At 62.6% G+C, this 24,403-nt stretch carries 25 protein-coding genes and 1 tRNA gene; 4 read left to right on the top strand and 22 right to left on the bottom strand.

Features of this window, described 5'->3' with window-relative positions:
- Nucleotides 1-92: 92 nt before the first annotated feature.
- From NKI05_RS05130 to NKI05_RS05120, 3 genes are all read right to left on the bottom strand, one after another.
- A complete protein-coding gene (locus tag NKI05_RS05130; protein ID WP_023815401.1) occupies nt 93-3,500 on the bottom strand; it encodes an SPOR domain-containing protein in 3,408 nt (1,135 codons plus the stop codon).
- A 103-nt stretch (nt 3,501-3,603) separates the two neighbouring features.
- Nucleotides 3,604-5,367, bottom strand: a complete 1,764-nt coding sequence (gene argS, locus NKI05_RS05125) for an arginine--tRNA ligase (RefSeq protein ID WP_023697623.1) — start codon at nt 5,365-5,367, stop codon at nt 3,604-3,606.
- 62 nt (nt 5,368-5,429) lie between these two features.
- Nucleotides 5,430-6,644: a deoxyguanosinetriphosphate triphosphohydrolase gene (locus tag NKI05_RS05120; protein WP_023681656.1), complete on the bottom strand. Its 1,215-nt coding sequence runs from the start codon at nt 6,642-6,644 to the stop codon at nt 5,430-5,432.
- Between the two features lie 76 nt (nt 6,645-6,720).
- Here NKI05_RS05120 and erpA point away from each other — a divergent pair, with 76 nt between their 5' ends.
- The 4 genes from erpA to NKI05_RS05100 all read left to right on the top strand — a co-directional run bounded on the left by erpA (nt 6,721) and on the right by NKI05_RS05100 (nt 8,639).
- On the top strand, nt 6,721-7,068 hold the full coding sequence (gene erpA / locus NKI05_RS05115; RefSeq protein WP_031205383.1) for an iron-sulfur cluster insertion protein ErpA: 348 nt from the start codon (nt 6,721-6,723) through the stop codon (nt 7,066-7,068).
- Between the two features lie 4 nt (nt 7,069-7,072).
- Nucleotides 7,073-7,465, top strand: a complete 393-nt coding sequence (locus tag NKI05_RS05110) for a VOC family protein (RefSeq protein WP_023667697.1) — start codon at nt 7,073-7,075, stop codon at nt 7,463-7,465.
- 8 nt (nt 7,466-7,473) lie between these two features.
- A complete protein-coding gene (xth, locus tag NKI05_RS05105; RefSeq protein WP_352792232.1) occupies nt 7,474-8,268 on the top strand; it encodes an exodeoxyribonuclease III in 795 nt (264 codons plus the stop codon).
- 71 nt (nt 8,269-8,339) lie between these two features.
- On the top strand, nt 8,340-8,639 hold the full coding sequence (locus NKI05_RS05100) for a hypothetical protein (RefSeq protein WP_031203699.1): 300 nt from the start codon (nt 8,340-8,342) through the stop codon (nt 8,637-8,639).
- Between the two features lie 201 nt (nt 8,640-8,840).
- Here NKI05_RS05100 and NKI05_RS05095 read toward each other — a convergent pair whose 3' ends face one another.
- From NKI05_RS05095 to NKI05_RS05005, 19 genes are all read right to left on the bottom strand, one after another.
- Nucleotides 8,841-9,665 carry a tetratricopeptide repeat protein gene (locus NKI05_RS05095; protein WP_023667701.1) on the bottom strand — a complete coding sequence of 275 codons (825 nt, stop codon included), beginning with the start codon at nt 9,663-9,665 and terminating at the stop codon, nt 8,841-8,843.
- The gene (gene ilvD / locus NKI05_RS05090; protein WP_023815402.1) at nt 9,652-11,376 is read right to left on the bottom strand and encodes a dihydroxy-acid dehydratase; all 1,725 of its coding nucleotides are present in this window, start codon (nt 11,374-11,376) and stop codon (nt 9,652-9,654) included. The genes NKI05_RS05095 and ilvD overlap by 14 nt, the downstream gene beginning before the upstream one ends.
- A gap of 289 nt (nt 11,377-11,665) precedes the next feature.
- A complete protein-coding gene (locus tag NKI05_RS05085) occupies nt 11,666-12,898 on the bottom strand; it encodes an OmpP1/FadL family transporter (protein ID WP_023815403.1) in 1,233 nt (410 codons plus the stop codon).
- A 358-nt stretch (nt 12,899-13,256) separates the two neighbouring features.
- On the bottom strand, nt 13,257-16,040 hold the full coding sequence (locus NKI05_RS05080; RefSeq protein ID WP_352792231.1) for a valine--tRNA ligase: 2,784 nt from the start codon (nt 16,038-16,040) through the stop codon (nt 13,257-13,259).
- Nucleotides 16,041-16,306: 266 nt separating this feature from the next.
- On the bottom strand, nt 16,307-17,197 hold the full coding sequence (locus NKI05_RS05075; RefSeq protein ID WP_023815405.1) for a PopZ family protein: 891 nt from the start codon (nt 17,195-17,197) through the stop codon (nt 16,307-16,309).
- 329 nt (nt 17,198-17,526) lie between these two features.
- A complete protein-coding gene (locus tag NKI05_RS05070) occupies nt 17,527-18,912 on the bottom strand; it encodes a TolC family outer membrane protein (protein ID WP_023691095.1) in 1,386 nt (461 codons plus the stop codon).
- A gap of 185 nt (nt 18,913-19,097) precedes the next feature.
- Entirely contained in the window at nt 19,098-19,772 is a 675-nt protein-coding gene (locus NKI05_RS05065) for a protein-L-isoaspartate O-methyltransferase family protein (protein WP_352792230.1), read from the bottom strand.
- Nucleotides 19,773-19,880: 108 nt separating this feature from the next.
- Nucleotides 19,881-19,954, bottom strand: a tRNA-Cys gene (locus NKI05_RS05060).
- Between the two features lie 108 nt (nt 19,955-20,062).
- On the bottom strand, nt 20,063-20,212 hold the full coding sequence (locus NKI05_RS05055; protein WP_023805350.1) for a hypothetical protein: 150 nt from the start codon (nt 20,210-20,212) through the stop codon (nt 20,063-20,065).
- Entirely contained in the window at nt 20,212-21,195 is a 984-nt protein-coding gene (locus NKI05_RS05050) for a tyrosine-type recombinase/integrase (protein WP_084012996.1), read from the bottom strand. The genes NKI05_RS05055 and NKI05_RS05050 overlap by 1 nt, the downstream gene beginning before the upstream one ends.
- The gene (locus NKI05_RS05045) at nt 21,176-21,550 is read right to left on the bottom strand and encodes a hypothetical protein (protein ID WP_023805352.1); all 375 of its coding nucleotides are present in this window, start codon (nt 21,548-21,550) and stop codon (nt 21,176-21,178) included. Before NKI05_RS05045 ends, NKI05_RS05050 begins: the two co-directional genes overlap by 20 nt.
- Nucleotides 21,551-21,892: 342 nt before the next feature.
- On the bottom strand, nt 21,893-22,093 hold the full coding sequence (locus tag NKI05_RS05040; protein ID WP_023805354.1) for a hypothetical protein: 201 nt from the start codon (nt 22,091-22,093) through the stop codon (nt 21,893-21,895).
- A gap of 246 nt (nt 22,094-22,339) precedes the next feature.
- On the bottom strand, nt 22,340-22,561 hold the full coding sequence (locus NKI05_RS05035; RefSeq protein WP_023805356.1) for a hypothetical protein: 222 nt from the start codon (nt 22,559-22,561) through the stop codon (nt 22,340-22,342).
- Between the two features lie 29 nt (nt 22,562-22,590).
- Nucleotides 22,591-22,944: a hypothetical protein gene (locus NKI05_RS05030; protein WP_352792229.1), complete on the bottom strand. Its 354-nt coding sequence runs from the start codon at nt 22,942-22,944 to the stop codon at nt 22,591-22,593.
- Nucleotides 22,941-23,246: a hypothetical protein gene (locus NKI05_RS05025; RefSeq protein ID WP_352792228.1), complete on the bottom strand. Its 306-nt coding sequence runs from the start codon at nt 23,244-23,246 to the stop codon at nt 22,941-22,943. Before NKI05_RS05025 ends, NKI05_RS05030 begins: the two co-directional genes overlap by 4 nt.
- Nucleotides 23,243-23,452, bottom strand: a complete 210-nt coding sequence (locus tag NKI05_RS05020) for a hypothetical protein (RefSeq protein WP_023805359.1) — start codon at nt 23,450-23,452, stop codon at nt 23,243-23,245. Before NKI05_RS05020 ends, NKI05_RS05025 begins: the two co-directional genes overlap by 4 nt.
- The gene (locus tag NKI05_RS05015) at nt 23,449-23,751 is read right to left on the bottom strand and encodes a hypothetical protein (protein ID WP_023805360.1); all 303 of its coding nucleotides are present in this window, start codon (nt 23,749-23,751) and stop codon (nt 23,449-23,451) included. The genes NKI05_RS05020 and NKI05_RS05015 overlap by 4 nt, the downstream gene beginning before the upstream one ends.
- Before the next feature lie 2 nt (nt 23,752-23,753).
- Nucleotides 23,754-24,056, bottom strand: coding sequence for a hypothetical protein (locus tag NKI05_RS05010; RefSeq protein WP_352792227.1), 303 nt, complete (start codon nt 24,054-24,056; stop codon nt 23,754-23,756).
- Nucleotides 24,057-24,150: 94 nt separating this feature from the next.
- The gene (locus tag NKI05_RS05005; protein WP_023805362.1) at nt 24,151-24,339 is read right to left on the bottom strand and encodes a hypothetical protein; all 189 of its coding nucleotides are present in this window, start codon (nt 24,337-24,339) and stop codon (nt 24,151-24,153) included.
- Nucleotides 24,340-24,403: the final 64 nt, after the last annotated feature.

Below are 24,403 nucleotides of genomic sequence, written 5' to 3'. Positions count from 1 at the left end.
CGGACGGCAAGCGCCTCAACCTCTCGCCCATCCACATGAAAAAGCCGGCGCGACCCTTGGGAACGCACCGGCTCTGATAATTGGATCCGGCCTTACCGCGACACGAAGCAGTTGCCGCCGGCAGCCTTGTAGCTGGTGCACAGATTGATCGCATCGTTGCGCGATTGCGCAGGCACCCGGACACGGTAGAAGGTGCCCTTGCCGGCGATCTCCGCCTTGACGATGTTGGCGGTGCGACCGGCGAGCACATTTCCATAGCGGCGCTGCAGGTCGGCGTAGTTGGCCTGGGCGCTTTCGACCGTCGGCTGCGAAGCGATCTGCATCGACCACGAACCGCCCGATGTCGAAGCCGTCGCCGGGATGGAGGCAACCTGGTCGGGCTTGACCTCGCCGACCACGTCGACCGGCTGGTCGGACGGGCGCTGCGGCGCTACGGCAACCGTCTGCGGCGTGTTGGCGGACTGGGTCTCAGCCTTCGGCGCAGCCGCCGGCTTTACCGGCTTGACCGGCTTGGCGGTCTCGGCACTTGCCTGGTCGCTATTTGCCTGATCGGCAGGCGCCACGGTGCCGGTCTGCTCGGCATCGGCCGAAGGGGCGACGTGCTGCGGCGCCGGGTCAAGCGGCTCAGTCGCCGCAACCTGCGGCGCGGCCGGCGTCGAGTCCTCGCGTGCCACCAACGAGCCGTCGGGCTTGACCACCATGGTCCGCACCTTGCGCGGGGCAACGGCGACCGTATCGGGGTTCTTCTCGGCTTCCTGCAGCACCTGCGCAATGCGGTCCTCGGATTTTGGCGCCGGCGCGACAGCCGCGTCGGGGTTGCCGGCAGCGTCGGGGTTGACGGCAGCTTCGGGGTTGCCGGCAGCGTCCGGGCCTGGGGCAGTATCGTCGGGCGACAGATCGACGACGCGGCTTTCAGGCTCCTGCGCCTTCACATCGACCGGCTCTTCGGTGTTGGTGACCAGCTTCTCCTGAACCGGCTCGGCCGGCTTGGTGCCCTTGGCGACCGCATCATAAACCTTGTTGTCCTGGTTCGGCACCACGGCGCCGCCCGGATTTTCGGGCTTGACCTTGATCGGCCTGTTGTCGGCTTTGACAATGACCGGCGCATCGCTGCCGCCCTTGCCGCCGAACGACAAGGCGAAGGCGCCAAGGCCGCCGGCAATCGCAACCGCAGCAACGACGCCCGCGACCAGCAGGCCGCTCCTGCGCGGCCGTGCGGCTTCCTGCTCGGCGAGGCCCGGCACCGCCATTGCCTCGTCCAGATCCGGATCGTAGTCGAGTTCGTCGACCGCGAAATCGTCGGCCTGCGAAACCGGCTGGCTGCCGGGCAGATCGTCCATGTCGAAGCCGCCGGCGGCATCGGCGTGGTGAGCTTGCGTGGCTGCAAGCACTTCGGCTGGCCGCGCCGCATAGGCGCGCTGGTCGAGCTCGTGGCCCGAACCGAAGCCGGAACTGTAGGAATCGTCATCATAGCCGGCACTGCGTGCGGCAGTGGGCGGCGCCACTTCCACCGCGTTCATCTCGTTGAGCATGCCGGCGAATTCGGCGTCGATGTCGTCATAGGCGGCGGGCTCGTCTTGCTCGAAGCTGAGTTCTGGAATGTCGAGGTCGTCGGCAATCGCCACGACACGCTCCGGCACATCGACCGTCTCGACATCCGGCATCTCGTCATAGGCCTGAGGCGGCGCCTGGCGCGATGGCGTCGGCGCCACATAGGCAGCAGCGGCAACCGGCTGGTCGCGATAGCTTGGCGCTGCCGCTGGCGGCATGGACGGCTTTTCTGCAAAAGAAGCTTGCGGCTGCGCTGCAAAAGAAGGTTGCGGCTGCGCTGCAAAGGAAGGCTGGGCCGGGGTGGGAGTCACGCGGCTCCACGAACGCGCCGGCTCCGGCGGCGTCGAGCGCCAATCGCCAGCGACCGGTGCTGCCGTGTCCTTACCGAGATCGATGCCCTTGGCGAGCGCCGCATCGAAGGCATGATCATCGAACTCGATCTCGGGCTCATGGCCCTCGAGTTCGCCGGCAAGCAGATCGTCGAAATCGGCATCGTCCGCCTGGGCCTCCTGAGGAGCCGGCGCGTGTTCGTCCAGGTCCCAGTCGAGATTATCGACCGGAGCGACCGGCGTTGCGACGGACCGCTGCACCGGGGCAACCGACTCATAAGTCCTGGTGGGCTCGATGGCGGCAGCCCTGGTGGGCTCGGTGACGAGCGGAATCGGCGCGACTGGCGCCGGGCGTGGTGTGGTCATGGCGCCAAGCAGCGCGTTGAGTTCATCTTCCAGCGTCCGTTCGTCAGCGACCGGAGCGGCCGGGGTCGCCATATTGGTAGGCGCCACATAGGCTGGTGCGACCGGAGCTAGCTGAACCGGAGCGGGTGCGGTCTCGGCTACCGGCTCGTGATCGGCAAGCGCATCATCGATGCTCAGATCGAAATCGTCGAATGCTTCGTGCGCAGTCTCATGAGAGGGGCTGGCCTCCACGGTCCAGGCCGGCGTCTCGTCCACTTCCGGCGCATCCATCTCAACCGGCGCGCTGACCTGCAGATCGCTCTCTTCCGGATCCTCGGCCTCAACAGGCTGAGCCTCGAAAGCCTGCGGCTCGAAATGCTCGGCCGCAAAATCCTGGGCTGCAAAATCCTGGGCCGCAAAGTCCATGTCGACATCGGCCATCGCGTCATCGAAATGACCCGCAAAATCCTCGTCGGCAACAGTGTGGTCGGCGACTCCGACGACCGGCGCCTCGGCTACTGGCGCGGCATACTGGTCCTGCGCCGGCGCAGGACCGTCCAGCGTCAGCTCGTCTTCCAGCGACATCGAGACGGCATTGTCGAAATCATCGTCGAACGCGACATCGTCGGCGGGCGCAGCAGCAACCTGGGCGACATCTGCGGCATGGGCGACGGTCGCATCGTCATCGAGCAGCAACCCCTGCTCGAGCGAAGCGGCAAGGTCGTCGTCCATCGGCAGGTCGTCTTCGAGCGGCGATACGTTTTCCAGCGAGCTGGCCACGGCATTGTCGAAATCATCGTCGAATGCAGCTTCGTCGAATGCGGGCTCGGCAAACGAAGGTTCGGCAAACGAGGGTTCAACGGGAGCAGCCGCAGCCTGCGGGGCAGCGCCGAAATCCAGATCGGCGGCATCGTCGAAGACGAAATCATATTCCAGCGAAGCAGCCAGCGCATCGTCCATCGCGGCATCGGTGGTTTCGAAAGCCGGCTCGCGAATCTCGGCAGCAGGTTCGTAGGGCTCAGCGGCAGGCTGGTGAACCTCGGGAGCTGGCTGGCTGGCCTCCATGGAACCGACTTCATCGCCGAATTCGCCCATCAACTCCTTCTCGAGGTCGATGTCGAAATCGCCCTCGTCCGCAGCCGTCTCGACGGCTGGCGCCTGCGGCTTGACCGGCTGGCGCGGATCGAAACCCATGATCCTGGTCAGTTCAGCGAACGGATCATCTTCGGCGATGTCGTTGTTGTCGGCTACTCTCAGCTGGGTTCTGTCTGCCATTATTGTTCCCGAACTCGCACTCATTCGGACGCCATGGACGTCGCGTAGGGTTGGCCCTTACCAGCGCAATGTGGGCAAATGGTGACAGGTGTTTTAGTTAAACCTAACGCATCTCAGTGGGCGCATCAGCCCCAATCAGCGTCAGGCCGGAGGTCAAAACATCCGAAACAGCCTGCACCAGCCCTAGTCTGGCATGAGTCAATTGTCGGTCGTTAACCTTAACAAAACGTAAGTCGGCATTCTCGGTGCCCCGATTCCAGTGTCCATGGAAGCTGGAAGCCAGATCGTAGAGGTAGAATGCCAGCCGGTGCGGCTCCAGCGCAAGGGCCGCAGATTCGACCAGCCGGGGATATTCAGCCAGCTTCCGGATCAGGCCGATCTCGCCCTCATCGGTGAGCGACGCCGAGGCCGCGGCCAGGCTGTTGCGGTCGAAATTGGCCTCGCCCAGTTGCTCGCTCGCCTGCCGGAACACCGAATGACAGCGCGCCGAAGCGTACTGCACGTAGAACACGGGATTGTCCTTGGACTGTTCGGTGACCTTGGCGAAATCGAAGTCGAGCGGCGCATCGCTCTTGCGGTAGAGCATCATGAAGCGGATCGCATCGCGGCCCACCTCCTCCACCGCTTCGCGCAAGGTCACGAAGTCGCCCGACCGCTTCGACATCCGAATCGGTTCGCCATCGCGAAACAGCTTCACCAGATTGCACAGCAGCACCGTGAGTTGCAGCTTCAGATCATCGCCTGCAATCGCCCGCGCCAGCGCTTCCAGCCGCTTGACGTAGCCGCCATGGTCGGCGCCCAGCACATAGATCAGGCCGACGAAACCGCGGTCGACCTTGTCCTTGAGATAGGCGACGTCGGCGGCGAAATAGGTGAACGAGCCGTCGGACTTGACCAGCGCCCGGTCCATGTCGTCGCCGACCGCCGTCGAGCGAAACAGCGTCTGCTCGCGGTCTTCCCAGTCGTCCGGCTTCTCGCCCTTGGGCGGCGGTAGCTTGCCCTTGTAGATATGGCCTTTCAGCGTCAGATCGTTGATCGCCGAGCGGATTTTTTTGGCATTGTCGGCATGCAGCGTGCGCTCGGAGAAGAAAACGTCGTGATGCACATTGAGCAACGCCAGATCCTCGCGGATCATCACCATCATGGCGTCGATCGTGCGGTCCTTGACGATTGCCAGCGACTCATCGTCGGGCATCTGCAAGAGCTTGCGGCCAAATTCGGCAGCCAGCGCCTGACCGACCGGCACAAGGTAATCGCCGGGATAGAGGCCGGCCGGTATCTCGCCAACGTCGTCGCCCAGCGCTTCGCGGTAGCGCAGGAAGGCCGAACGCCCGAGCACGTCGATCTGCGCGCCGGCGTCGTTGATGATGTATTCCTTGGTGACGTCATAGCCGGCGAAGGCCATCAGATTGGCGAGCGTGTCGCCGACAACCGCGCCCCGGCAATGGCCGACATGCATCGGCCCGGTCGGATTGGCCGAGACATATTCGACATTGGTCTTCTTGCCGCCACCAATGGTCGAGCGGCCGTAGTTTTGCCCCTCGCCGAGCACCGCGGTCAGATGTGCCTGCCAGAAAGCGTCCTTGAGCCGGAGATTGACGAAGCCGGGACCGGCGACGTCGGCTTCGGCAACATCGGCGTCGCTGCGCAGCACTTCCACCAGCCGCTCGGCCAGCGCCCGCGGGTTGTGCCCTGTCGGCTTGGCCAGTACCATCGCCGCATTGGTGGCGAGATCGCCATGGCTGGCGTCGCGCGGCGGCTCGACGGCGATGCGCGACAGGTCGGGCGAAACGCCATTACTGTCTTTCAAATCAAGCGCTTCGACGGCTTTTGTGATTCGCGCGCTGAAATCGGCGAAGATGTTCATGGGTCTTGCTCTGGCGGACTGTGCAGGGGAACCGGCTCATTGGCCGGCAAATCGCGCCCGCCCTAGCTTAAATCGGGCGTATGGTCAAACAGACGGCGGTGTTCCTTCAAGGCGTAGGTATCCGTCATCCCCGCCAGGAAATCGGCGACGCTGCGCGCCTTGATGCGGTCCTCCGCCCGGTCGAGCCCCTCCCGCCAGCCGTCCGGCATGGCGCGCGGATCGGCGAAATAGACATCGAACAGGTCGCGCACGATCTGCTCGGCCTCAGTGCGAACGCGCATCACCTCGTCATGCCGGTAGAGATGCTTGTAAAGAAAGGTCTTCAAATCCTTCTCGGTCGCCGCCATGTCTGCGGAAAAGGTCACCATCGTCTCGCCCGCCGCCCGCACCGCTTCGGCGCTGTCAGGCTTGATGCGCTCCAGATTGGCGGTGGTGGAAACAATGACGTCCTCGACCATCATCGTGATCTGCCGGCGCATCAGCTCATGGCCGGTGCGCACATCGTCCAGGCCCGGATAGCGCGCGCGCACGCTTGCCAGGATCGATCCCGGCAGCGCCACCGTTTCCAGCATGTCCAAGGTCAGGAAGCCGGAGCGCAGGCCGTCGTCGATGTCATGGGTGTTGTAGGCGATATCGTCGGCGATCGCAGCACATTGCGCCTCGATGCCGGCGAAATGGTCGAGTTCGAGGTTGTGCAACTCGGAATAGTCGCGGATCGCCTGCGGCACCGGGCCTTTGAGCCCTTTTCCCTTGGCGTCGGTCAGCGGGCCATTGTGCTTCACCAGGCCTTCCAGCGTTTCCCAGGTCAGGTTCAGCCCGTCGAACTCGGCATAACGCCGCTCCAGCCGCGTCACCACGCGCAGCGACTGCGCATTGTGGTCGAAGCCGCCCCATTGGGCCATCCGCTCGTTCAGCGCGTCCTCGCCGGTATGGCCGAACGGCGTGTGACCGAAATCGTGCACCAAGGCGACCGCCTCGGCCAGATCCTCGTCGCCGCGCAGCGCTCGCGCCAGAGCCCGCGCAATCTGCGCCACCTCGATCGAATGCGTCAGCCGGGTGCGATAGTGGTCGCCTTCATGGGCGACGAACACCTGCGTCTTGTGCTTCAGGCGGCGGAAGGCAGTCGAATGAATGATACGGTCGCGGTCGCGCTGGAATGGCGTGCGAGTCGGGCTCTCGACCTCGTCATAGAGCCGCCCGCGCGACCTGGCTGGGTCGCTGGCATAGGCCGCGCGCGGCCGATAGCCGAACCCAATGTCGCCAAGCTCATTTGTCATGGCTGATGCCGCCGCAGTTGACTTGCCCCTTCCCGCTTCATACCTATCATGTGAAACCGAAAGCAAGGTGACGCCCATGGGCGCTGATGCCAAGACTGCCATGAAAGTCGAGATGACCGAGTCCGCCGCCAGGCGGATCGCGAAAATCGTCTCGGGCGAGGTCGGCAAGACGGCGCTGCGCGTCTCCGTCGAAGGCGGCGGCTGCTCCGGCTTTTCCTACAAGTTCGACCTGGTCGATACGCGCAACGACGACGACGTCGCCATCGAAAAGGACGGCGCCACCGTGCTGATCGACGATTTGTCGCTGGTCTATATGGGCGGCTCGGTGATCGACTTCGTCGACGATCTGATGGGCCAATCGTTCCAGATCCGCAACCCCAATGCAGTCGCCTCCTGCGGCTGCGGCACCAGTTTCTCCATCTAGGCAGATGTCCGGCGTCGGCCCGGTCCGTCAGGTCGCACTGTCGGCCGGGCGCGATCTCGACGTGACGCTGGCCTTCTGGCGCGATGTGCTCGGCCTCAACGTTCACGCCCGCTACGATCCGCCGGGCATCGCCTTCATCATGGCCGGTGATATCAGGTTGCTGTTCACCGATGGCGTTCCGGCCGGCACCGTCTATCTCGATATAGCCGGGCTCGAAGCCTTCCACGCCGAGGCGAAAGCGTCCGGCGTTCCCTTCACCGCACCGCCGGCGCTCGTCCACAACGACACCGAAGGCACGTTCGGAACGGCGGGGGAAAGCGAGTGGATGGCCTTTCTAAAGGACCCGGCAGGCAATACGATCGGGCTTGTCGAACGTCTTTCGCCCGAACATCCCTGAGGCCGCCCATGAAAATCGTCACCTGGAACATAAACGGCATTCGCGCCCGCATCGGCAACCTCACCCACTGGCTGAGCGAAAGCCAGCCCGACATCGTCTGCCTGCAGGAGATCAAGTCGGTCGACGAGCAGTTCCCGCGCGCCGAGATCGAGGCGCTTGGCTACAACGTGGAAACCCATGGCCAGAAGGGCTTTAACGGCGTCGCCCTGCTGTCGAAGCTTCCCTTCGACGAGGTTATCAGGGGCCTGCCCGGTGATGACACCGACGAGCAGGCGCGCTTCATCGAGGGCGTGTTCTCGACCGACCAGGGCGCGCTGCGCGTCGCCTCGCTCTATCTGCCCAACGGCAATCAAATCGATGACGAGAAGAAATTTCCCTACAAGCTGGCCTGGATGGAGCGGCTGCATCGCTGGGCCGAGCAGCGGCTGCTTCTGGAGGAGGCGCTGGTGCTGGCCGGCGACTACAATGTCATCCCCGAGCCGATCGATGCGCGCTTCCCCGAGAACTGGCTTGGCGATGCGCTGTTCCAGCCGCAGACCCGGCAAGCCTTCCGGCGACTGAAGAATCTCGGCTTTACCGAGGCGGTGCGCGCCGTCACCGATGCGGCCGACGTCTACACCTTCTGGGACTACCAGGCCGGCGCCTGGCAGAAGAACAACGGCATCCGCATCGACCATCTGCTGTTGTCGCCCGAAGCGGCCAACCGCTTTTCCTCGGCCTCGATCGAAAAGCATGTGCGCGCCTGGGAAAAGCCTTCCGATCATGTGCCGGTGGCGATCGATCTGGCGCTGCTGCCGGCCTGATATCAGCCGAAACCCTGATATCGCCACAATCGCGCCATTCAGTCAGAGATCAGCATGGCGGCTGGGGTTCCATGGCACTACGATTCCTCTTTTGCCCGATCGGCCTGGCATTTGCCATGGCCTCCCCTGCAGCGGCACTTGCCGACCAGCAGTGCCTGGCCAATGGCAAGTCCTACCAGGTCGGCCAGGTCACCTGCCTGACGGTTTCAGACAAGAGCCATATGGCCCGCTGCGACCTGGTGCTCAACAACACCTCATGGACCAAGATCGGCGACAGCTGCCCCGACAGCACGATGAAGCCGCATCTGCACGTCACGCCGATCTCGATGCCGGTACACAGAGCGGCGCCGGCGGAACTCACCGAGAACTGATGGATGTGAGCTAATCTCCCCCCTTGAGGGGGAGATGGCCGGCAAGCCAGAGGGGGGCGCGAAGAAACGCGACCTTTCGGTCAAACAAGCTCACCCTCTCAGTCCAACCCGGGCAAACTTTAGTCAACTGAAATGCCAGCGGGACAGCGCCCCCCTCTGTCCTGCCGGGCATCTCCCCCTCAAGGGGGGAGATTGGCAATTTCACTGGTCGCCGCCGCCCTTGGTCAGGATGTCGTCGGCAAGCGAAATGGCAGTGCGACGGTCGGCTTCGCCGGCGGCGGCAAATGCCTCTTCCTGCATGCCGCGGATCCACGGCTGGTCGCTCGGCGAGGCGCGTTCGAGCGCGGCGGTCATCATGGCCAGACCGCGCACGATCTTGCCGCTCTGGAACAGAAGATTGCCGAGCGTCGCCTGGGCGCCGGCATGGCCCTTTTCGGCAGCGAGTTGGAACCAGCGGCCGGCCTGCTTGACGCTGGCCTTGACGCCGCCCTCGCCCTTCAAAAACATCTGGCCCATCTCGAACTGGGCGTTCGGGTTGCGGTAATTGGCGGCCGCGCGCATGTAATATTCCTGCGCCGCGACCTCGTTTTCCTCGACCGGGCTGCCGGGGATACCTGTCCGGAGATAGTCGCCCAGCGCCACCAGCGCGTCGGAGACATAGCTTTCCTCCGGCGATCCAGGCTCGACATCCTGATCGACGATCTCGGAGAAGAATTTGAAGGCCGCATAGTCGTCGCGCGTCACGCCGTCGCCTTCGGCGTACATGCGCGCGAGCTTCCAGGTGGCGCCGATCTGGCCGTTCTCGGCGGCGTATTTATAGGCCTCGACCGCCTGTTCCTTGTGGCCGCTCTTGTAAGCGGAGAAGCCGAACTGGAACACGGCCCATGGGCTCGATTGCGGCTTCACGCCGGTCTTGTCGTCGAACACCTTGTCGTCGAAGGCCATGGCCTGGCCCACGGCGCCAAAGATCGCAACAGCGACCAGTGCCGGAAGGACAGACGACCTCAACAACTCAGATATCCGCATAGCAATGTGTTTCTTTGGCACCGCCCGGATGGGTGACCGCGCCGTCGCGGGCAGGCCCTACCGTCTGTGCGTATTTCCAGATCGCGCCCGACTGATAGTCGGTCGTGCGCGCCTTCCAGGCCTTCGCCCGCGTTGCCAGTTCGGCCTCGGACAAATCGACCGCGATCGTGCCTTTGGTTGCATCGATCGAGATCACATCGCCGTCTTTCAAGAGCCCGATCGGGCCGCCAACGGCAGCTTCGGGCCCGACATGGCCGATGCAGAAACCGCGCGTCGCGCCCGAAAAACGACCGTCGGTGATGAGGGCGACCTTGCCGCCCATGCCCTGGCCGTAGAGCGCCGCCGTCGTCGACAGCATCTCGCGCATGCCCGGGCCGCCGCGCGGACCTTCGTAACGGATGACGAGAACCTCGCCTTCCCGGTAGTTGCGGTGCGTGACCGCCTCGAAACATTCCTCTTCCGAATCGAAACAGCGTGCCGGACCTGAGAATTTCAGCTCCGTCATGCCCGCGACCTTCACGATCGCGCCTTCGGGGGCAAGGTTGCCCTTCAAGCCCACGACACCGCCGGTTTGGGTGATTGGTCGGTTGGCGGGACGGACCACATCCTGGCTATCATTCCAGGCAACATGCTCCATGTTTTCGGCCAAAGTACGGCCAGTCACGGTCATGCAGTCGCCATGCAGATAGCCATGGTCGAGCAGCGTCTTCATCAACAGCGGAATGCCGCCGGCCTCGAACATGTCCTTGGCGACATATTTGCCGCCCGGCTTGAGGTCGGCGATGTAAGGCGTCTTCTCGAAAATCGCGGCAACGTCGAACAGGTCGAACTTGATGCCTGCCTCATGCGCGATCGCCGGCAGGTGCAAAGCCGCATTCGTCGAGCCGCCGGTGGCCGAGACCACGGTCGCCGCATTCTCCAGCGCCTTCAGCGTGACGATGTCGCGCGGCCGGATGTTCTTGGCGATCAGCTCCATGATCTTTTCGCCGGAGGCGAAATTGAAGCGGTCGCGCATCTCGTAAGGCGCCGGCGCGCCGCAGGAGTACGGCAGCGCCAGGCCGATCGCCTCGGCGACGGTGGCCATGGTGTTGGCTGTGAACTGGGCCCCGCAGGAGCCGGCGGACGGACACGCCGCCTGCTCGATCTCGAGCAGTTCGGCATCGCTGACCGTGCCGACCGAATGCTGGCCGACCGCCTCGAACACGTCCTGCACAGTGATCTGGCGGCCGCGATAGGAGCCCGGCAGGATCGAGCCGCCATAGATGAAGATCGACGGCACGTTGAGCCGCACCATGGCCATCATCATGCCGGGCAGCGACTTGTCGCAGCCGGCAAGGCCGACCAGCGCATCGTAGCAATGGCCGCGCATGGTGAGTTCGACCGAATCGGCGATGACATCGCGCGACACCAGCGACGACTTCATGCCGTGGTGGCCCATGGCGATGCCGTCGGTGACGGTGATGGTGCAGAATTCGCGCGGCGTGCCGTTGCCGGCCGCGACACCTTTCTTGACCACTTGCGCCTGGCGCATCAGCGAGATGTTGCAAGGCGCCGCCTCGTTCCAGCAGGAAGCAACGCCGACCAGCGGCTGCGCGATCTCGGCTGCCGACAACCCCATCGCATAGAGATACGAACGATGCGGCGCACGCGCCGGACCAACGGTCACATGGCGGCTAGGCAGCTTGGCCTTGGAAATGACTTTGGCGTCCATACTCTTCCTTGCCGCGGGCGGTGCGGCCTGCCTCATCGCCGAGCCTTCTGACGCGTGTCCCGAGACGAATTCGAGGTGCGCCGGGTTTATGGCGGGAAATGGGCAATTTCTTCGGGCGGGGCTGTAGCGCGGGGGTTGGTCGGGAACTGTTGCCAAAACGTCACAATTACGAGAGGTGAAAGTGATGCGACGGATTTGCAACGCTGGCCCTTGCCGATCCGATCTGACGCTAACCGCGCAAACAAAAAGGCCGAGCGCTACCCGGCCTTTTGTTTTTATTTCCAAAGACTTAGAACTTAATTTTAACGCCACCAGAAATAGCGGTGACCAGATCGTTGCCGAAATCATAGCTGGAGTCTTCGCCAGCAACATAACCATTCTCTCCGGCCAATGTGCCGGAATGGCCGCTGGTCAGCACGCCGACCGCACCGCCCAAGCGAACTTCAACGTTTGGGGTCGGTGTATAGGCGACGCCGCCACCCAACGTCCAAGTGTCGGTCTGCGCACCGTAGCCATGCGAAGTTCCCCTATCCCAAGCTAGCTGACCGGCAGCACTCCACTGATCGTTGAACTTGTGACCAATACCGCCCGAAACAGTCCAGCCATCACGATACATCAGATCGAGCGACGTCACTTGACCCGGACCGTTCGTGAAACACACCGCTGGGGGAGCGAGGCCGGTCGGGCAGATTGGAACACTTTGCAGCACACTCCAGTTCACCCACTTGATCGAACCGAAGGCTAGCCAGCCTGGAGCGATACCCGACTGCAATTTCAACTCCAAGGAATCAGGCATGTACTGCGTGGAGCCGTAGATGGGCCTGACGATGGTCCCTCCCAAGCCATCCGGCAAAGTCAGCGAGCCAGAGATATTGTCGAGCTTAACCTGTGAATTGTAGACCAGACTCGCGCGCAGCGCGATGTCGGGGATTTCGTAAGCAACGCCAGCGCGCCAGCCCCAACCGCTGGTCTCCAGGTCGACACGACCTGTCAACGCCGGAAGGAGGTTCACTAGGCTTTCCTTGAAGCCCGAGATATCCTGATAGAACACGCCACCGATAAAACGGAGCTGACCCTTACCGGCATCAAACTTGTATGAGCAGGTGCCGGCGTAGTTGTTGCTCTTGATATCGGTTTCTGTATTGGAAAACGCACCGTTCCAAGCGGCACCCGGCGCAGTGTGGGCACCCCAAGGCTGCGAATAGTCGACCATGCAGTCGACACCCTGCACAACCTGAACTTTCATTCCGATACGCGGCACCCAATAGCCCTCGGCACCATCGGCCGAAGTGCCCAGGCCAAGGTCTTGCTTCGCTGGACCGAGGGCATTCTTGTACTTGCGATCCGGCATCACATAAGTCGCTTCGGCTTCCGTCGCGAACGGCGAGGCATCGAACAGCAGATCGATATCGTAGCCGCCGCGCTCCAGGCCGCCGGCACGCGCCGGATGCATCGCGGAACCGATCAAAGCCAGCGAAAAACACCCCGCCCCCAGCAGTGTTTTCAAACGCAAATTGTTCATGGATGTCCTCCCCGAAATACTAGTGCGTCAAGCTAGAACCAATTCGGGTTAACGGCGCAACAATGAATTCACATAGCGTACATGTACACTCTTGCGGACCGCATTTCGAACACAGTGGCGGCCTGGCCGGTAGGTTCGAAAATGACCATTTGGGCGGCAGACTGGGGAACAAATCAGAAAAAACCGCTCAAAACGGCACCAAAACCGGCTATTTTGCTGGCATTCGGCCCCATTGTTACATTATGGCAACAATGGGGTCGAAACTTTCCGTTTACGTCAATATTAACGCAACGGAACGCCTATTTTTCGAGCAAAAGAACCTTCGCGAAGCGCTGCAAGCGTCTCGCGAATCCGGCCGTCAACCGGCGTCGCGCACCCGGGTCAACGCCACCGAAAGCTTCTCCTGCTGATCACGGTATTCCGCGAGTTTTTCGCGCTCGGCCGCGACGATCTCTTCCGGCGCGCTGGCGACGAACCGTTCGTTCGACAGCTTCTTGTGCAGCCGCGCGATTTCCTCGGTCACCTTGGCCAGTTCCTTCTGCAGCCGCGCCGCCTCGGCGGACAGATCGATCAGGCTGCCGAGCGGCAGGCAGATCGTCGCCTCGTTGAGCACGATCTGGGCCGAGCCCTTGGGTGCGGCGTCCTGCTGCGAGATGTCGCCGACCCGCGCCAGCCGCTTGATGGCGGACGCATGGCGTTCCAGCCTCTGGTGAGTCTCGGCGCTGGCGCCGACCACCACCAGCGGCGCGATCGCCGCCGGCGGCACGTTCATTTCAGAGCGCACGGAGCGAATACCGGAGACCAGATCGACCAGCCAGTTGATGTCGGCGGCTGCATCGGCGTCCTCGAAGTCGGGCGACGGCCAGGCGGCGTGGCACAGCAGCGTTGCGCGCGTCCTGCCCTCACCTGCCGTCTGCGCCCACAGCTCCTCCGTCATGAACGGCATCATGGGGTGAAGCAGCTTGTAGATCTCGTCGAGCACGAAGGCGACGCAGGCGCGGCTTTCGGCTTTGGCCGCCTCGTCAGTGCCCATGAAAACCGGCTTGAGCAGTTCGAGATACCAGTCGCAAAACAGGTTCCAGACGAAGCGGTAGGCAGCCCCTGCCGCCTCGTTGAAGCGGTATGAGGTGATGCCCTCGGTGATCGCGTGCGACGCCCGGGTCAATTCGGTCAGGATCCAGCGGTTGACCGGCAACTTGGCGTCGTTCAGCCAGAAATCGTCATTGCGCGCGACCTCGTTCATCTCGGCAAAGCGTGTCGCGTTCCACAGCTTGGTGCCGAAATTGCGGTAGCCGGCGATGCGCGCCGGATCGAGCTTCACGTCGCGCCCCTGCGCCGCCATCACCGTCAGCGTGAAGCGCAGTGCATCGGCGCCAAACTCGTCGATGAGGTCGAGCGGATCGATGACGTTGCCTTTCGACTTCGACATCTTCTGCCCGTTCTTGTCGCGCACCAGCGCATGCACATAGACGGTGTGGAACGGCTCCTCGTGCATGAAATGCAGGCCCATCATCATCATCCGGGCGACCCAGAAGAAGATGATGTCGAAACCGGTCACCAGCACGTCGGTCTGGTAATAGGTCTTCAGCTCCGGCGTGTGATCCGGCCAGCCCAGTGTCGAGAACGGCCACAGTGCGGACGAGAACCAGGTGTCGAGCACATCCTCGTCGCGGCTCAGGATTTCGCCCGGCTTGAAGGTCTCGATCTTGTCCTCGACCCAGGCCTTCCACGGGCCTTCCAGCGCCAGATAATATTCAATCGCGGCGCCCAGCGCCTCTTCCTCGGTCTTCTCGACGAAGACGCGGCCGTCCGGCCCGTACCAGGCCGGGATCTGATGACCCCACCACAGCTGGCGTGAAATACACCAGGGCTGAATGTTCTCCATCCAGTCAAAATAGGTCTTTTCCCAGTTCTTCGGCACGAAGTTGGTACGGCCTTCACGCACCGATGCGATCGCCGGCTTGGCGAGCTCGGCGGCGTTTGCATACCACTGCTCGGTCAGAAACGGCTCGATCGGCACGCCGCCGCGGTCGCCATGCGGCACGGCGTGGCGGTGCGGCTCGATCTTGTCGAGGAAGCCGCCGGTCTCCATCAGCTCGACGATTTTCTTGCGCGCGACGAAACGGTCGAGACCGTCGAGCTCGTCCCAGACAGCCTGACGCTCCGGCGTCACGTCGAGCCCGGCGAGAAAATCCTCATTATCCCTGAGCGTTATTGCCGCCTCGATGGTCAGGATGTTGATCGCCGGCAGCTTGTGGCGCTTGCCGACCTCGAAATCGTTGAAGTCGTGCGCCGGCGTGATCTTGACCGCGCCGGAACCCTTTTCCGGGTCGGAATACTCGTCAGCCACAACCGGGATTTTCCGGCCGATGATCGGCAGCACGACATTTTTCCCGACCAGATGCCGGTAGCGCTCGTCGTCCGGGTGCACGGCGACCGCCGTATCGCCAAGCATCGTCTCGGGCCGTGTCGTCGCCACGGTAATGAAGGTCGCCGAATTTTCCGGATCGAAAGTCTCGCCTTCGATCGGATAGCGGAAGTGCCAGAGATTGCCGTTGATCTCCTGGGGCTCGACCTCCAGGTCGGAGATCGCCGTCAACAGCTTCGGGTCCCAGTTCACAAGGCGCTTGTCCTTGTAGATCAGCCCTTCCTTGTAGAGGCTGACGAATACTTCGAGCACGGCCTTGGACAGGCCTTCATCCATGGTAAAACGTTCGCGCGACCAGTCCGCCGAGGCGCCGAGCCGCTTCAGCTGGTTGAAGATGGCGCCGCCGGACTCGGCCTTCCACTCCCAGACCTTCTCGATGAACTGCTCGCGGGTGAGATCGCGGCGATGGATCTGCTCCTCCATCAGCTGGCGCTCGACCACCATCTGGGTGGCGATGCCGGCATGGTCCATGCCCGGCTGCCACAGCACGTTCTTGCCGCGCATGCGCTCGAAGCGCACGAGTATGTCCTGTAGCGTGTTGTTGAGTGCGTGGCCCATATGCAGCGAGCCGGTGACGTTGGGCGGCGGGATGACGATGGTGAAGGCCTCCGCCCCCTCCTCGGCGCCGGCGCCGGCGCGAAATGCGTCCGCCTCTTCCCAGATTTTGGCGATCCTGGGCTCGACGGTCTTGGCGTCGTAGGTCTTTTCAAGCATGGGAAAGTGGTCCGCGCGGTCGGGAGTTTTGCTGACCCGGTGTAAATCGGAAGGTTTTGGCCAAGTCAACCGCGAGGGCTGCCTCAGTCCTTCAACGCAAATAGGCGGGGCCCTGGTCATTTCAACGGGAAGGCCATGCCTGCACCTTCATCGTCAGCGATCCCGACGGTAACCTGATCGTGTTCGCGACATCGGCCGGAAGCTGGCCTGCAGCGAAAGCTCCGCCCGAAGGCGGCGCTTTAATCCGGAACGGGCTGTGGTAGTGCCTACTGCGCGCCGCGCGCGACGCGCTCGATTTCCTCGCGCACCAGCCGCTCGACCAGCGTCGGCAGGTTGTTGTCCAGCCAGTCCTGCAACATCGGCCGCAGCATCTCCTCGGCCATCTCGTCGAAGGTCTTCTTGCTGCGGCTGGCAAAGGCGTCGGAGAGCTCGCCGAAGGCCGCAGCGACCTGCCGTCCCGTATGTTCCGAAACGATCGCCGGCCGAACCGGAGTTGTATCGGCCGTGCGCGCGTGCTCGCTGCGCGAAGGATGAGGCTCGAAAGCCGGCTCGGCAGCGAGATCGTCTTCGAAAGCCTCGACCTCCGCGATTGCTGCCTGCCGATTTTCAGTCTCTGGCTGCCTGATCTCCGGCTGCCTGATCTCGGGCCGCCGTACTGTGTCAGCCGGTTTTGCCTGATTGCCAACGGCCGCGATTTCGCGGCGCCAATCCGTGACGATCGAGTCGGTGGTTTCCGCCTTTGCCCGCACTGCAGCTTCTGCCCTGACGGCGGGAGCTGGCTCACTGGCTATCCTGGCGCTTACTTCCGCCAATGTCATCGGAGCATGCGCGGGTGGCGCGGCGGTCGTGGCATTTGCCGCAATGGCCGGCTTCACTGGCGACGGGTCGGAGCGCGGCTCCAGCCGCGCAACCACCGGCTCGGCCAGTTGGGCCTGCACCTCGGCCAGCGTCACCGGCTTCTTGCTTTCGGTCGAGCTGTGCAATTCGCTGCGGAAGGCCTCGACATCCGAAACAGGCCCGGCGGCCGGCACAAGGTCCTGTCGCAACTCATCGGTGTCGCCCTTGCGGCCGGTGTCGCTGTCTTCGATGATCCTCCTGATGGAAGCCAGTATTTCTTCCATGGAAGGTTCGCGCTGTGCGCTGCTTGCCGTCGCCATCGTCACATCCGCCGCCCCCGCGCATGATCCCGAAAATCGATCTCGATTTTCGAAGAGGATCAGGCGCAAAATCAAAGTTCTACAGCCTCCTTTGCGCATCCATCGGACGCGCGGCGCTGTAGTGACCCGTTCCTGGATTCCTGTCCGGCAAAGCCGGATACGAATCATGGCGACAGCGTAGCCGACGGATCGCCATCCGAGAATCCCCAATCTCGGAAGACGCCGGATTTCAACAATTTAGGCTACAAAAGACAAACGCCGCGCATCCTTGGGAAGCGCGGCGCTACGATACTTTCAATCTTGGCGGGATTTGAACCGCTCAGTCGCGATCAACGACCGTCCGGCGTACGCAGCCCGATCCATTTGTCCTTGACGGCTCTGTAGTGCTCTTCAGGCTTGTACTTCACCACATTCAACGCCAGGCGATCGGCCGACAGGCGGCCCATGGCCGACAGGATGGCGTAGCTCGCTACAACCACATCGCGCTCGGAGCTGGCGAGGTCGATCTTTGCCGAGATGACGGCGTTCTGGGCATTCAACACGTCGAGCGTGGTGCGCTGTCCGACATTGCGCTCCTCGATGACGCCGTTGAGCGCCAACTGTGCGGCCGCGATCACCTGCCGATTAGCGTCGACGCTTTCACGCGCTGCGATGTATTGCGTCCATGCCGAGGTCACGGCCTGGCGCACCGAGTCACGGCTGACATCCACCTCGATGCGAGCCTGGCTGAGCGATTCCTTCGACTGACGAACGAGTGCGGAGGTACGGCCGCCCGAATAGATCGGAACGGTCAGCGTCGCGCCGACGGTGGCGGCATTGGAATCGCCGTCCGAATCCCCCGCGCCAGGTACGGTATTTTGATAGACATGGGAAAGGCCGGCACTGGCAGTCAACTGCGGCAGCAACGCACCCTCCTGCGTCTTTACATCAAATCCGGCTGCATCGACGGAATGTAGGGCGGCCAGGATGGCCGGATGCTCGTTCGATGCAATGCCGATCGCCGCCTCGAGACTCCTCGGCAACAGCTTCGCCAACGGCGACGCGGCCTTGAGCTTGCCCGGCTCGTCACCGACGATCTGATGATAGGTTGCCGCACTGGCCAGAGCCTGCGCACGGGCAGCACTCAATTGCGCCACCGCGGCCGAACGCGACGCGTCGGCCTGCGCCACATCGGTGCGCGTGCCCTCGCCGACCTCGAAGCGCGAGCGTGCCGCGCGCGCCTGCTCGGTCAGGAACTGCAGATTCTGTTCGGTCAGCACCGCCACCTGGCGGTCGCGAATCACGTCCATATAGGCGCTCGCCGCGTTGAACAGCGTGTTCTCTTCGGTGTTGCGCAGGCCCTCGACCGAGGCCCTCACCTGTGCAGCGGCCGACGCGACCCTGTTCTTGGTCTGGAAGCCGTCGAACAGCGTCTGATCAATCCGAACGCCGAAGCTGCCGGTGGTCAATGCCAGGCTCGCGTTCCTGCCGTTTAGGTGCCTGGAGGTGTAATCGATATCAGCCGAACCAGTGATCACCGGGCGATAGCCCGACTTGGCGATCGCCACGCCCTCATCGGTGACGCGCACGCCGGCACGGGCCGAATTCAGCGAGGAATTGTTCTGGTAGGCCTTGGAAAGCGCGCCGAGAATGGTTTCCGCCGAGGCGGCTATCGGCGAAAGCGCTGTCGCGGAAATGAGGACAGTAACAAACAAACTCTTGGCTAAGGACGGCACTTTATATCCCTCATTCGTTTTGCACGGGAACCACGCCACGCCAGCCCATCCCTAGGGATCGGCCAGCGCCGCGTCGATGTATCGTTCCCCCGCTGACAGCCTCCCGAAACCCCGGTTAACCAATCAGCAACGATTGTTCAATCGCAAGCCAACATGACAGAGTCTTTGCTGCAAGGCAAAATCACTTAGAACTCGAAGGCATGAATGCGTTCAAATCCGGGTAGTGGCTTAATTGCCGCATTAAATGCCCGTCTTCCGGTTACAACCCCCCCTGCATTGAAAAAGAGCCGGGCTACGCCCGCATTGCCCTGCCCTTCCACAGCCACCAGCCGGCCGCCTTCGGCAAGCTGGTCAAGCAGCGCCGCAGGCACTTTCTCGACGCTGCCGCCGATGAGAATCACATTGTAGGGCGCCTTGGCGGCATGACCTTGCGGCAGTGGGCCGGTGACCACGGTGACGTTATCGCAGCCCTGCGCCGAAAGCGCCGCTTTGGCTGCTTCCGCCAGTGTGGTATCGCTTTCCAGCGCCACGACGGATTTGGCCAGCCTGGACAGCAGCGCCGCGGAATAACCGGTGCCGCAGCCGACATCGAGCACCGAATCGCCGGCGTGGATCTCGGCCAACTGCAAAAGCTTGGCCAGTGGCGACGGCTCCATGAGGTAGCGCGCACCGCTGCCATCGGCGCCGTCGGAGATGCGGATATCCTCGTCGATATAGGCGAGAGCCTGTTGGCCGGCCCCGACAAAGGCCTCGCGCGGCACGGCAAGCATGGCATCGAGCAATGCTGCGTCGGTCACATCGGTGGTGCGGACCTGGCCGTCGACCATCTTGACGCGAAGTTCGGAGAAATCAGCGCTCATGTCCCAACCAATCCGTCAAAGCCAATGCGCTGAAATGCGCTTGTCGCGCCGACACTGCGGCGCATTCGACCGGAACTCAAGCCCCCGGCATGCGGGAGTTGAAGCGATTGGAGGCCTCGCCCGGAATCGAACCGGGGTGCAAGGATTTGCAGTCCTCTCCATGACCACTCTGGCACGAGGCCCCATCGCTGCGTTCCGCGCAAACCCAATAGGTTCAGGGTATAGGAACGTCAAGCGGCATTGTCACAGCTGGCACAGATTTGGCACAGCGTGGCACAGTGTGACACAGGTCAGGATACGCCCTTCTTGGCATCCTTGTTGACACCGTGTCCGTCGATGCGACCGGCTGGGCTTGTGACCGTGCCGACCACCTTATCCTTGACCTTTCGCCACTTATCGATGCGGCGGCGGATGGCCTTAGCTGTCTTCTTCTGCGGCATTACGCTGCCATCGCCAGAGCTTTAGCGGCTACGTCAAGATCGTCAGGGACGAGGTTCGTGTAGCGCATGGTGACCTGGATGCTCTTATGCCCGAGCCACTTCATGACCATGGGCAGAGGAACCCCCGCGATGACCAGCCGGGTGGCGCAGGTGTGCCGCAGCATGTGCGGGACGAACTCGTCCTCGTCGACCTTGAGGTGAGCCTTGAGTGCCGCCCAATGGTCGCGGAACGTCCAGTAGGGCATCAGTTCCCCGAACGGGGTGGCGCTGTTCGTGAGCTTGCACACCTCGGCCCATGCTTCTGCAGCCTGGGGGACGAGCGGCACCGTGCGGGTCGACGACGTCTTGGACAGCGTGTGGTGGAAGATCACGCTGCGGCCCGGCGTCACGCGCTTGCGGTCGAGGGTCAGCGCCTCGCCAATGCGGCACCCGGTGTAGAGCAGGAAGTTGAACAAATGCTTCGCTACCGGCTTGCCGATGTGGTCGAAGTATAGGTTCGAGGCCCTCTCCCACTCGCGGGACAGCGTGAGTTCCCTCGCGTTGCTCTCCTTCTGGCGCTTCTCGAACGCCGGGAGCGACATGATCACCTTCTTGCGATGGGCGAACTTGAGGAGCTTGGTGATGTTCGCAACCTTGCGGTTGATCGTGCCACCCTGCTTGCCGTCCCGGTGTAGACCGTTGACCAGCTTGTCGATCATCGCCTCGTCGATCTTGTCGAGCGGCGTCGTGGGCGGGATGTAGCGATAGATCACACGCCAGTTCCCCTGGATGTACTTCGCGGACTTCGCGTCCCGCCACAGGTCCTTGTCGTAGAAGTTCTCGTCGACATACGCCTGGAGGGTGTTCGCAGCGGAAGGCTTGAAGCCACCCGCCACGGCTGTCTCGTATTCTTCGGCCTCTGCCTGGGTCTTGAACGAGACGCGCTTCCGCGCCCCGTCTATCAACACGTCAGCCTGCCAACGGTTACCCCGTTGCCTTGCCATAGCTCTGCACTCCTCTGACCAAATCTGCGATGAACGCTCGGCCCTTGTTGGTCAGGACAAGTGAGCGCTTCCGGCGATCTTCGCCGAAACCGATGGTGATCATTTCGTAGCCACCGGTCATTTCCTGATGGCCTTCGCCCCAATAATAGGCGTTGCGGGATGCGGCGCCGGACTTAATGCCGACGTTCTTCTCGATGTCCTGCACCGAGATGTCCTCGTGTTTAGCGTTCGCCACCGCCACTTCGAGCAGCGCCAGGATGGTGGACACCTGCATCTTGCTGTCGAGTGTGTTGAAGCGCCTCAGCGCGTTCATGATGACGGTTAGTGCTTTCAAGTCGGACACTTCGGTGGTCATTGGTAGCCCCTTTTCCTGTTAGGCCGCTATTACCTCCTCTAAACGGGAGATCGCGTTAGCGGTAAGTAATGCATTTGAGCAATCCACGAAAGCCTCGACGGGCTCGTGGACCTGAAAATCTTCAGCGCCGGGGAAGGTCCCCGAGGCAATTAGCGCGTGACCGATCAGACAAGCGTCCCAATGGTCATTGGTACCTGCCCGTTGCTCGCCAACGAAGAGGTTGTCTGCATCGTAGAATGTAATCCGCATTTTGGGGTAAGTCCCGGAGAAGTGTTATTCTTGTTGGGGGGTCAGGAGCCACCCTCGCTGCTCCTGGGTAAATCGGTACAGGAAGTGCGGCGTCTACCCGCTGTGAAGTGGGATCATGATCGGCTCTCGGACGATCTCGCGGCGGATCAGCGTCAGAGCGTTGTCGAGCCCGTAGTAGGCGCTCTTGATGGCTCGCTCAGCCTCATCGGGCTTGTCGCTGGCGATCTTCTCGATTGAGATCGTGCCAGCCACGATGGCGTCGGTGAGCAGCAGGATGACTTTCTGTTTGTCCATGAGGTTACTCCGGTTACACTTACGATTGGTCGTCGAGCCAGCGGTCGAGCCAGCCTTGGCGGTCGGTGTCGGTCACGGCCTGCTCCCCTTCAATTCGGTGAACAGAGCCCACAGGGCGAGGACGATAGGTCCCCCAAGGGTGGCGGCAGCCACGAGTTTGTAAGCCATAGGAATTATCTCCTAACACTAGGTGATTTGGTTTGGCCGCGCAAGTACGTTTTGTACCGCGCTGTCGTACAATTTGCACTATTCGATCCTCCAGGCATCGACACGGATCGGGTTGTCGCGGACCTCAACCTTGCAGCGCCAGCCAGCCATGAAGGACGCGACGGTCTTGCAGGCCTTGCGGGTGCGGTGGAACCCGAGGAGCGTCTTGGCGCCGTCAGGGTACTCGACCCCGAGGAGCCAGTTGTTGCCCCTCTCGGTATAGGTGTTGAGCCTCTGGCAGACGTAGGTTGGGACGTTCATCGTGGGGGAACCTCGCGATAGCCGCTGCGTCATGCGATGATGGCGAGACACAGGAACATGAAGATGATCAGGCCGATGAAGATGACGACAATGGGCGCGATGCTATCGTCCTTCGGGGTGCCCTCGTTGGGCTCGACCTTCTGGTGCGTCTGCTGCTGGCCGTTGTGGTGGAACAGGAGCGGCGCGAGGACCAGCGGTGCCACGTAGGGCATGGGCGAGGACGGGCTCGGTGCCGGGCGATAGCTCGGGCGGTAGCTTGGGGTCACCCGAGGTGCCACGCGGACAGCTGGAGCGCGGAACACAGGAGCCCGGAAGCTCGTGAATGCTGCAGCTGCTGGTGTGGCGACCGTGAGGGCCAGGGCGAGAGCGAGGAACTTCTTCATTTGTAGACGCCTTTCATTCGCTGCTCCCATTCCTTCACGAGGAACAAGGGGACGCAGTCTGGTGGGCTATTGGTGATTTCGTTGCGGGCCAGCACCTCCTCGGGCACAGGCTCCTCGACGACCTCGACGTAGCGGTGAATGCCGTCGATGCCGCACAAGCCGTTGAGCAGCGCGGCGAGATCGTCGCGGCTCTCGATGCGAAGGGTATAGGTTCCGCTCGGAGGAAGACCCTCGGCCTTGCGATAGGCCTCGGCGTCGTTCTTCATGGTGAACCAGCGGCGCTTGACGTTGTAGACGATCATAGCTTGACCCTCTCCAGCCACTGACAGCCCCGCTCGTTTCGGATGCTGCGCAGGATGCCGGTGTCGCGGCCTGCCATGTGGACGCCCTTGTAGGCGTAGGACAGCCATGCGGCCTGCAGGTACTGCCGCCACTCGCGGCCATACTCAGCCTTGAAGGCCAGCAGCGCCTCGCGCTCCTCGGTGGTGATTGGGGTGCCTCCGGTCATCGGTTGCCTCCCCGCTCGTACTCGTCGCGCCAGTCCTGCTCAGGCCCCTCGTATTTCTCCACGCCGTCGTCGAGGTACCAGAAGCCCACGTCGAGGACGTCGAGGCAGTCAGGCTCTTGGCCGGTATAGGTCTTGCGCCACTCGTCGAGATCGACACGGACGTAATCCGTATAGCCCCGCTCCGGTGGGCAATCGGGATCAGGCAGGGTGCCCCCGTCGTCGTAGGACAGGACGTTGCCGGTGCTGGCGTCGACCGTGAGGGAACCCCACGATCCGTTGATGGTTACGGTCTTGGTCATGGCTAAAGCCCCTTCACGAGAGCGGCGGTGCGCTCGTTGTCAGTGTGGTCGCAGATGACGTCGTCTTCGTTGCCGTGGACGAGGTAGATCGAGCCGACCATGTTGCCGGTCTCGTCCCTCATGCGCAGCGTGGTCTCGTCGGTGGCGTGGACCTCGGCGGTGATCGCTTCGAAGTCCGTCGAGCGCTTCAAGGCCCACTCCTCGCCGTCGTAGACGGAGACGGTGAAGCCCAACGCGAGGGCTCGCTTGATGATGGCGCTGATGATGCGCTTTTCGGTGGCGTTGGCGTGTGCTGGAAAGCTCATTTGGGTGACCTCAGGGTTGCGATGAAGAACACGGCGCAGCCAGTGATCAGGCCAGACCACAGGACAGCGGCGACTAGGGTTTCGGTTGCGGGCATCAGAGGTACCTCAGGGTTTTGCCTTCGAGATCGTTGATGGCCACGCGGTAGCCACGGTCGACGGTGCCATCGGCCCAGCGGACGACGCCGTGCTGGATGTGGAAGCGCTCAGCGCTCTTGATGGACTGACGGGCGATGCGCTCGGCGCGGTCGCGGTTGACAAACATGGTGATGTCTTGCGGTGCCATGGGATTGCTCGCGGTATAGGTTTGGGTTGACGTGGGTGCCCCTAGCGGAGACACCCGGCTAACG

This window comes from Mesorhizobium sp. M0771, from assembly GCF_040320155.1.
In the GTDB taxonomy this organism is placed as follows: Bacteria; Pseudomonadota; Alphaproteobacteria; order Rhizobiales; family Rhizobiaceae; genus Mesorhizobium.
The sequence above is the reverse complement of the archived record's forward strand: the minus strand, read 5'-3'. Positions and strand labels throughout refer to the sequence as shown.

Bases quoted from the DNA above. Each gene is read 5' to 3' on its own strand.
- NKI05_RS05130 (WP_023815401.1), bottom strand. From the start codon at position 3,500: ATGGCAGACAGAACCCAGCTGAGAGTAGCCGACAACAACGACATCGCC.
- argS (WP_023697623.1), bottom strand. From the start codon at position 5,367: ATGAACATCTTCGCCGATTTCAGCGCGCGAATCACAAAAGCCGTCGAA.
- NKI05_RS05120 (WP_023681656.1), bottom strand. From the start codon at position 6,644: ATGACAAATGAGCTTGGCGACATTGGGTTCGGCTATCGGCCGCGCGCG.
- erpA (WP_031205383.1), top strand. From the start codon at position 6,721: ATGGGCGCTGATGCCAAGACTGCCATGAAAGTCGAGATGACCGAGTCC.
- NKI05_RS05110 (WP_023667697.1), top strand. From the start codon at position 7,073: ATGTCCGGCGTCGGCCCGGTCCGTCAGGTCGCACTGTCGGCCGGGCGC.
- xth (WP_352792232.1), top strand. From the start codon at position 7,474: ATGAAAATCGTCACCTGGAACATAAACGGCATTCGCGCCCGCATCGGC.
- NKI05_RS05100 (WP_031203699.1), top strand. From the start codon at position 8,340: ATGGCACTACGATTCCTCTTTTGCCCGATCGGCCTGGCATTTGCCATG.
- NKI05_RS05095 (WP_023667701.1), bottom strand. From the start codon at position 9,665: ATGCGGATATCTGAGTTGTTGAGGTCGTCTGTCCTTCCGGCACTGGTC.
- ilvD (WP_023815402.1), bottom strand. From the start codon at position 11,376: ATGGACGCCAAAGTCATTTCCAAGGCCAAGCTGCCTAGCCGCCATGTG.
- NKI05_RS05085 (WP_023815403.1), bottom strand. From the start codon at position 12,898: ATGAACAATTTGCGTTTGAAAACACTGCTGGGGGCGGGGTGTTTTTCG.
- NKI05_RS05080 (WP_352792231.1), bottom strand. From the start codon at position 16,040: ATGCTTGAAAAGACCTACGACGCCAAGACCGTCGAGCCCAGGATCGCC.
- NKI05_RS05075 (WP_023815405.1), bottom strand. From the start codon at position 17,197: ATGGCGACGGCAAGCAGCGCACAGCGCGAACCTTCCATGGAAGAAATA.
- NKI05_RS05065 (WP_352792230.1), bottom strand. From the start codon at position 19,772: ATGAGCGCTGATTTCTCCGAACTTCGCGTCAAGATGGTCGACGGCCAG.
- NKI05_RS05055 (WP_023805350.1), bottom strand. From the start codon at position 20,212: ATGCCGCAGAAGAAGACAGCTAAGGCCATCCGCCGCCGCATCGATAAG.
- NKI05_RS05050 (WP_084012996.1), bottom strand. From the start codon at position 21,195: ATGGCAAGGCAACGGGGTAACCGTTGGCAGGCTGACGTGTTGATAGAC.
- NKI05_RS05045 (WP_023805352.1), bottom strand. From the start codon at position 21,550: ATGACCACCGAAGTGTCCGACTTGAAAGCACTAACCGTCATCATGAAC.
- NKI05_RS05040 (WP_023805354.1), bottom strand. From the start codon at position 22,093: ATGGACAAACAGAAAGTCATCCTGCTGCTCACCGACGCCATCGTGGCT.
- NKI05_RS05035 (WP_023805356.1), bottom strand. From the start codon at position 22,561: ATGAACGTCCCAACCTACGTCTGCCAGAGGCTCAACACCTATACCGAG.
- NKI05_RS05030 (WP_352792229.1), bottom strand. From the start codon at position 22,944: ATGAAGAAGTTCCTCGCTCTCGCCCTGGCCCTCACGGTCGCCACACCA.
- NKI05_RS05025 (WP_352792228.1), bottom strand. From the start codon at position 23,246: ATGATCGTCTACAACGTCAAGCGCCGCTGGTTCACCATGAAGAACGAC.
- NKI05_RS05020 (WP_023805359.1), bottom strand. From the start codon at position 23,452: ATGACCGGAGGCACCCCAATCACCACCGAGGAGCGCGAGGCGCTGCTG.
- NKI05_RS05015 (WP_023805360.1), bottom strand. From the start codon at position 23,751: ATGACCAAGACCGTAACCATCAACGGATCGTGGGGTTCCCTCACGGTC.
- NKI05_RS05010 (WP_352792227.1), bottom strand. From the start codon at position 24,056: ATGAGCTTTCCAGCACACGCCAACGCCACCGAAAAGCGCATCATCAGC.
- NKI05_RS05005 (WP_023805362.1), bottom strand. From the start codon at position 24,339: ATGGCACCGCAAGACATCACCATGTTTGTCAACCGCGACCGCGCCGAG.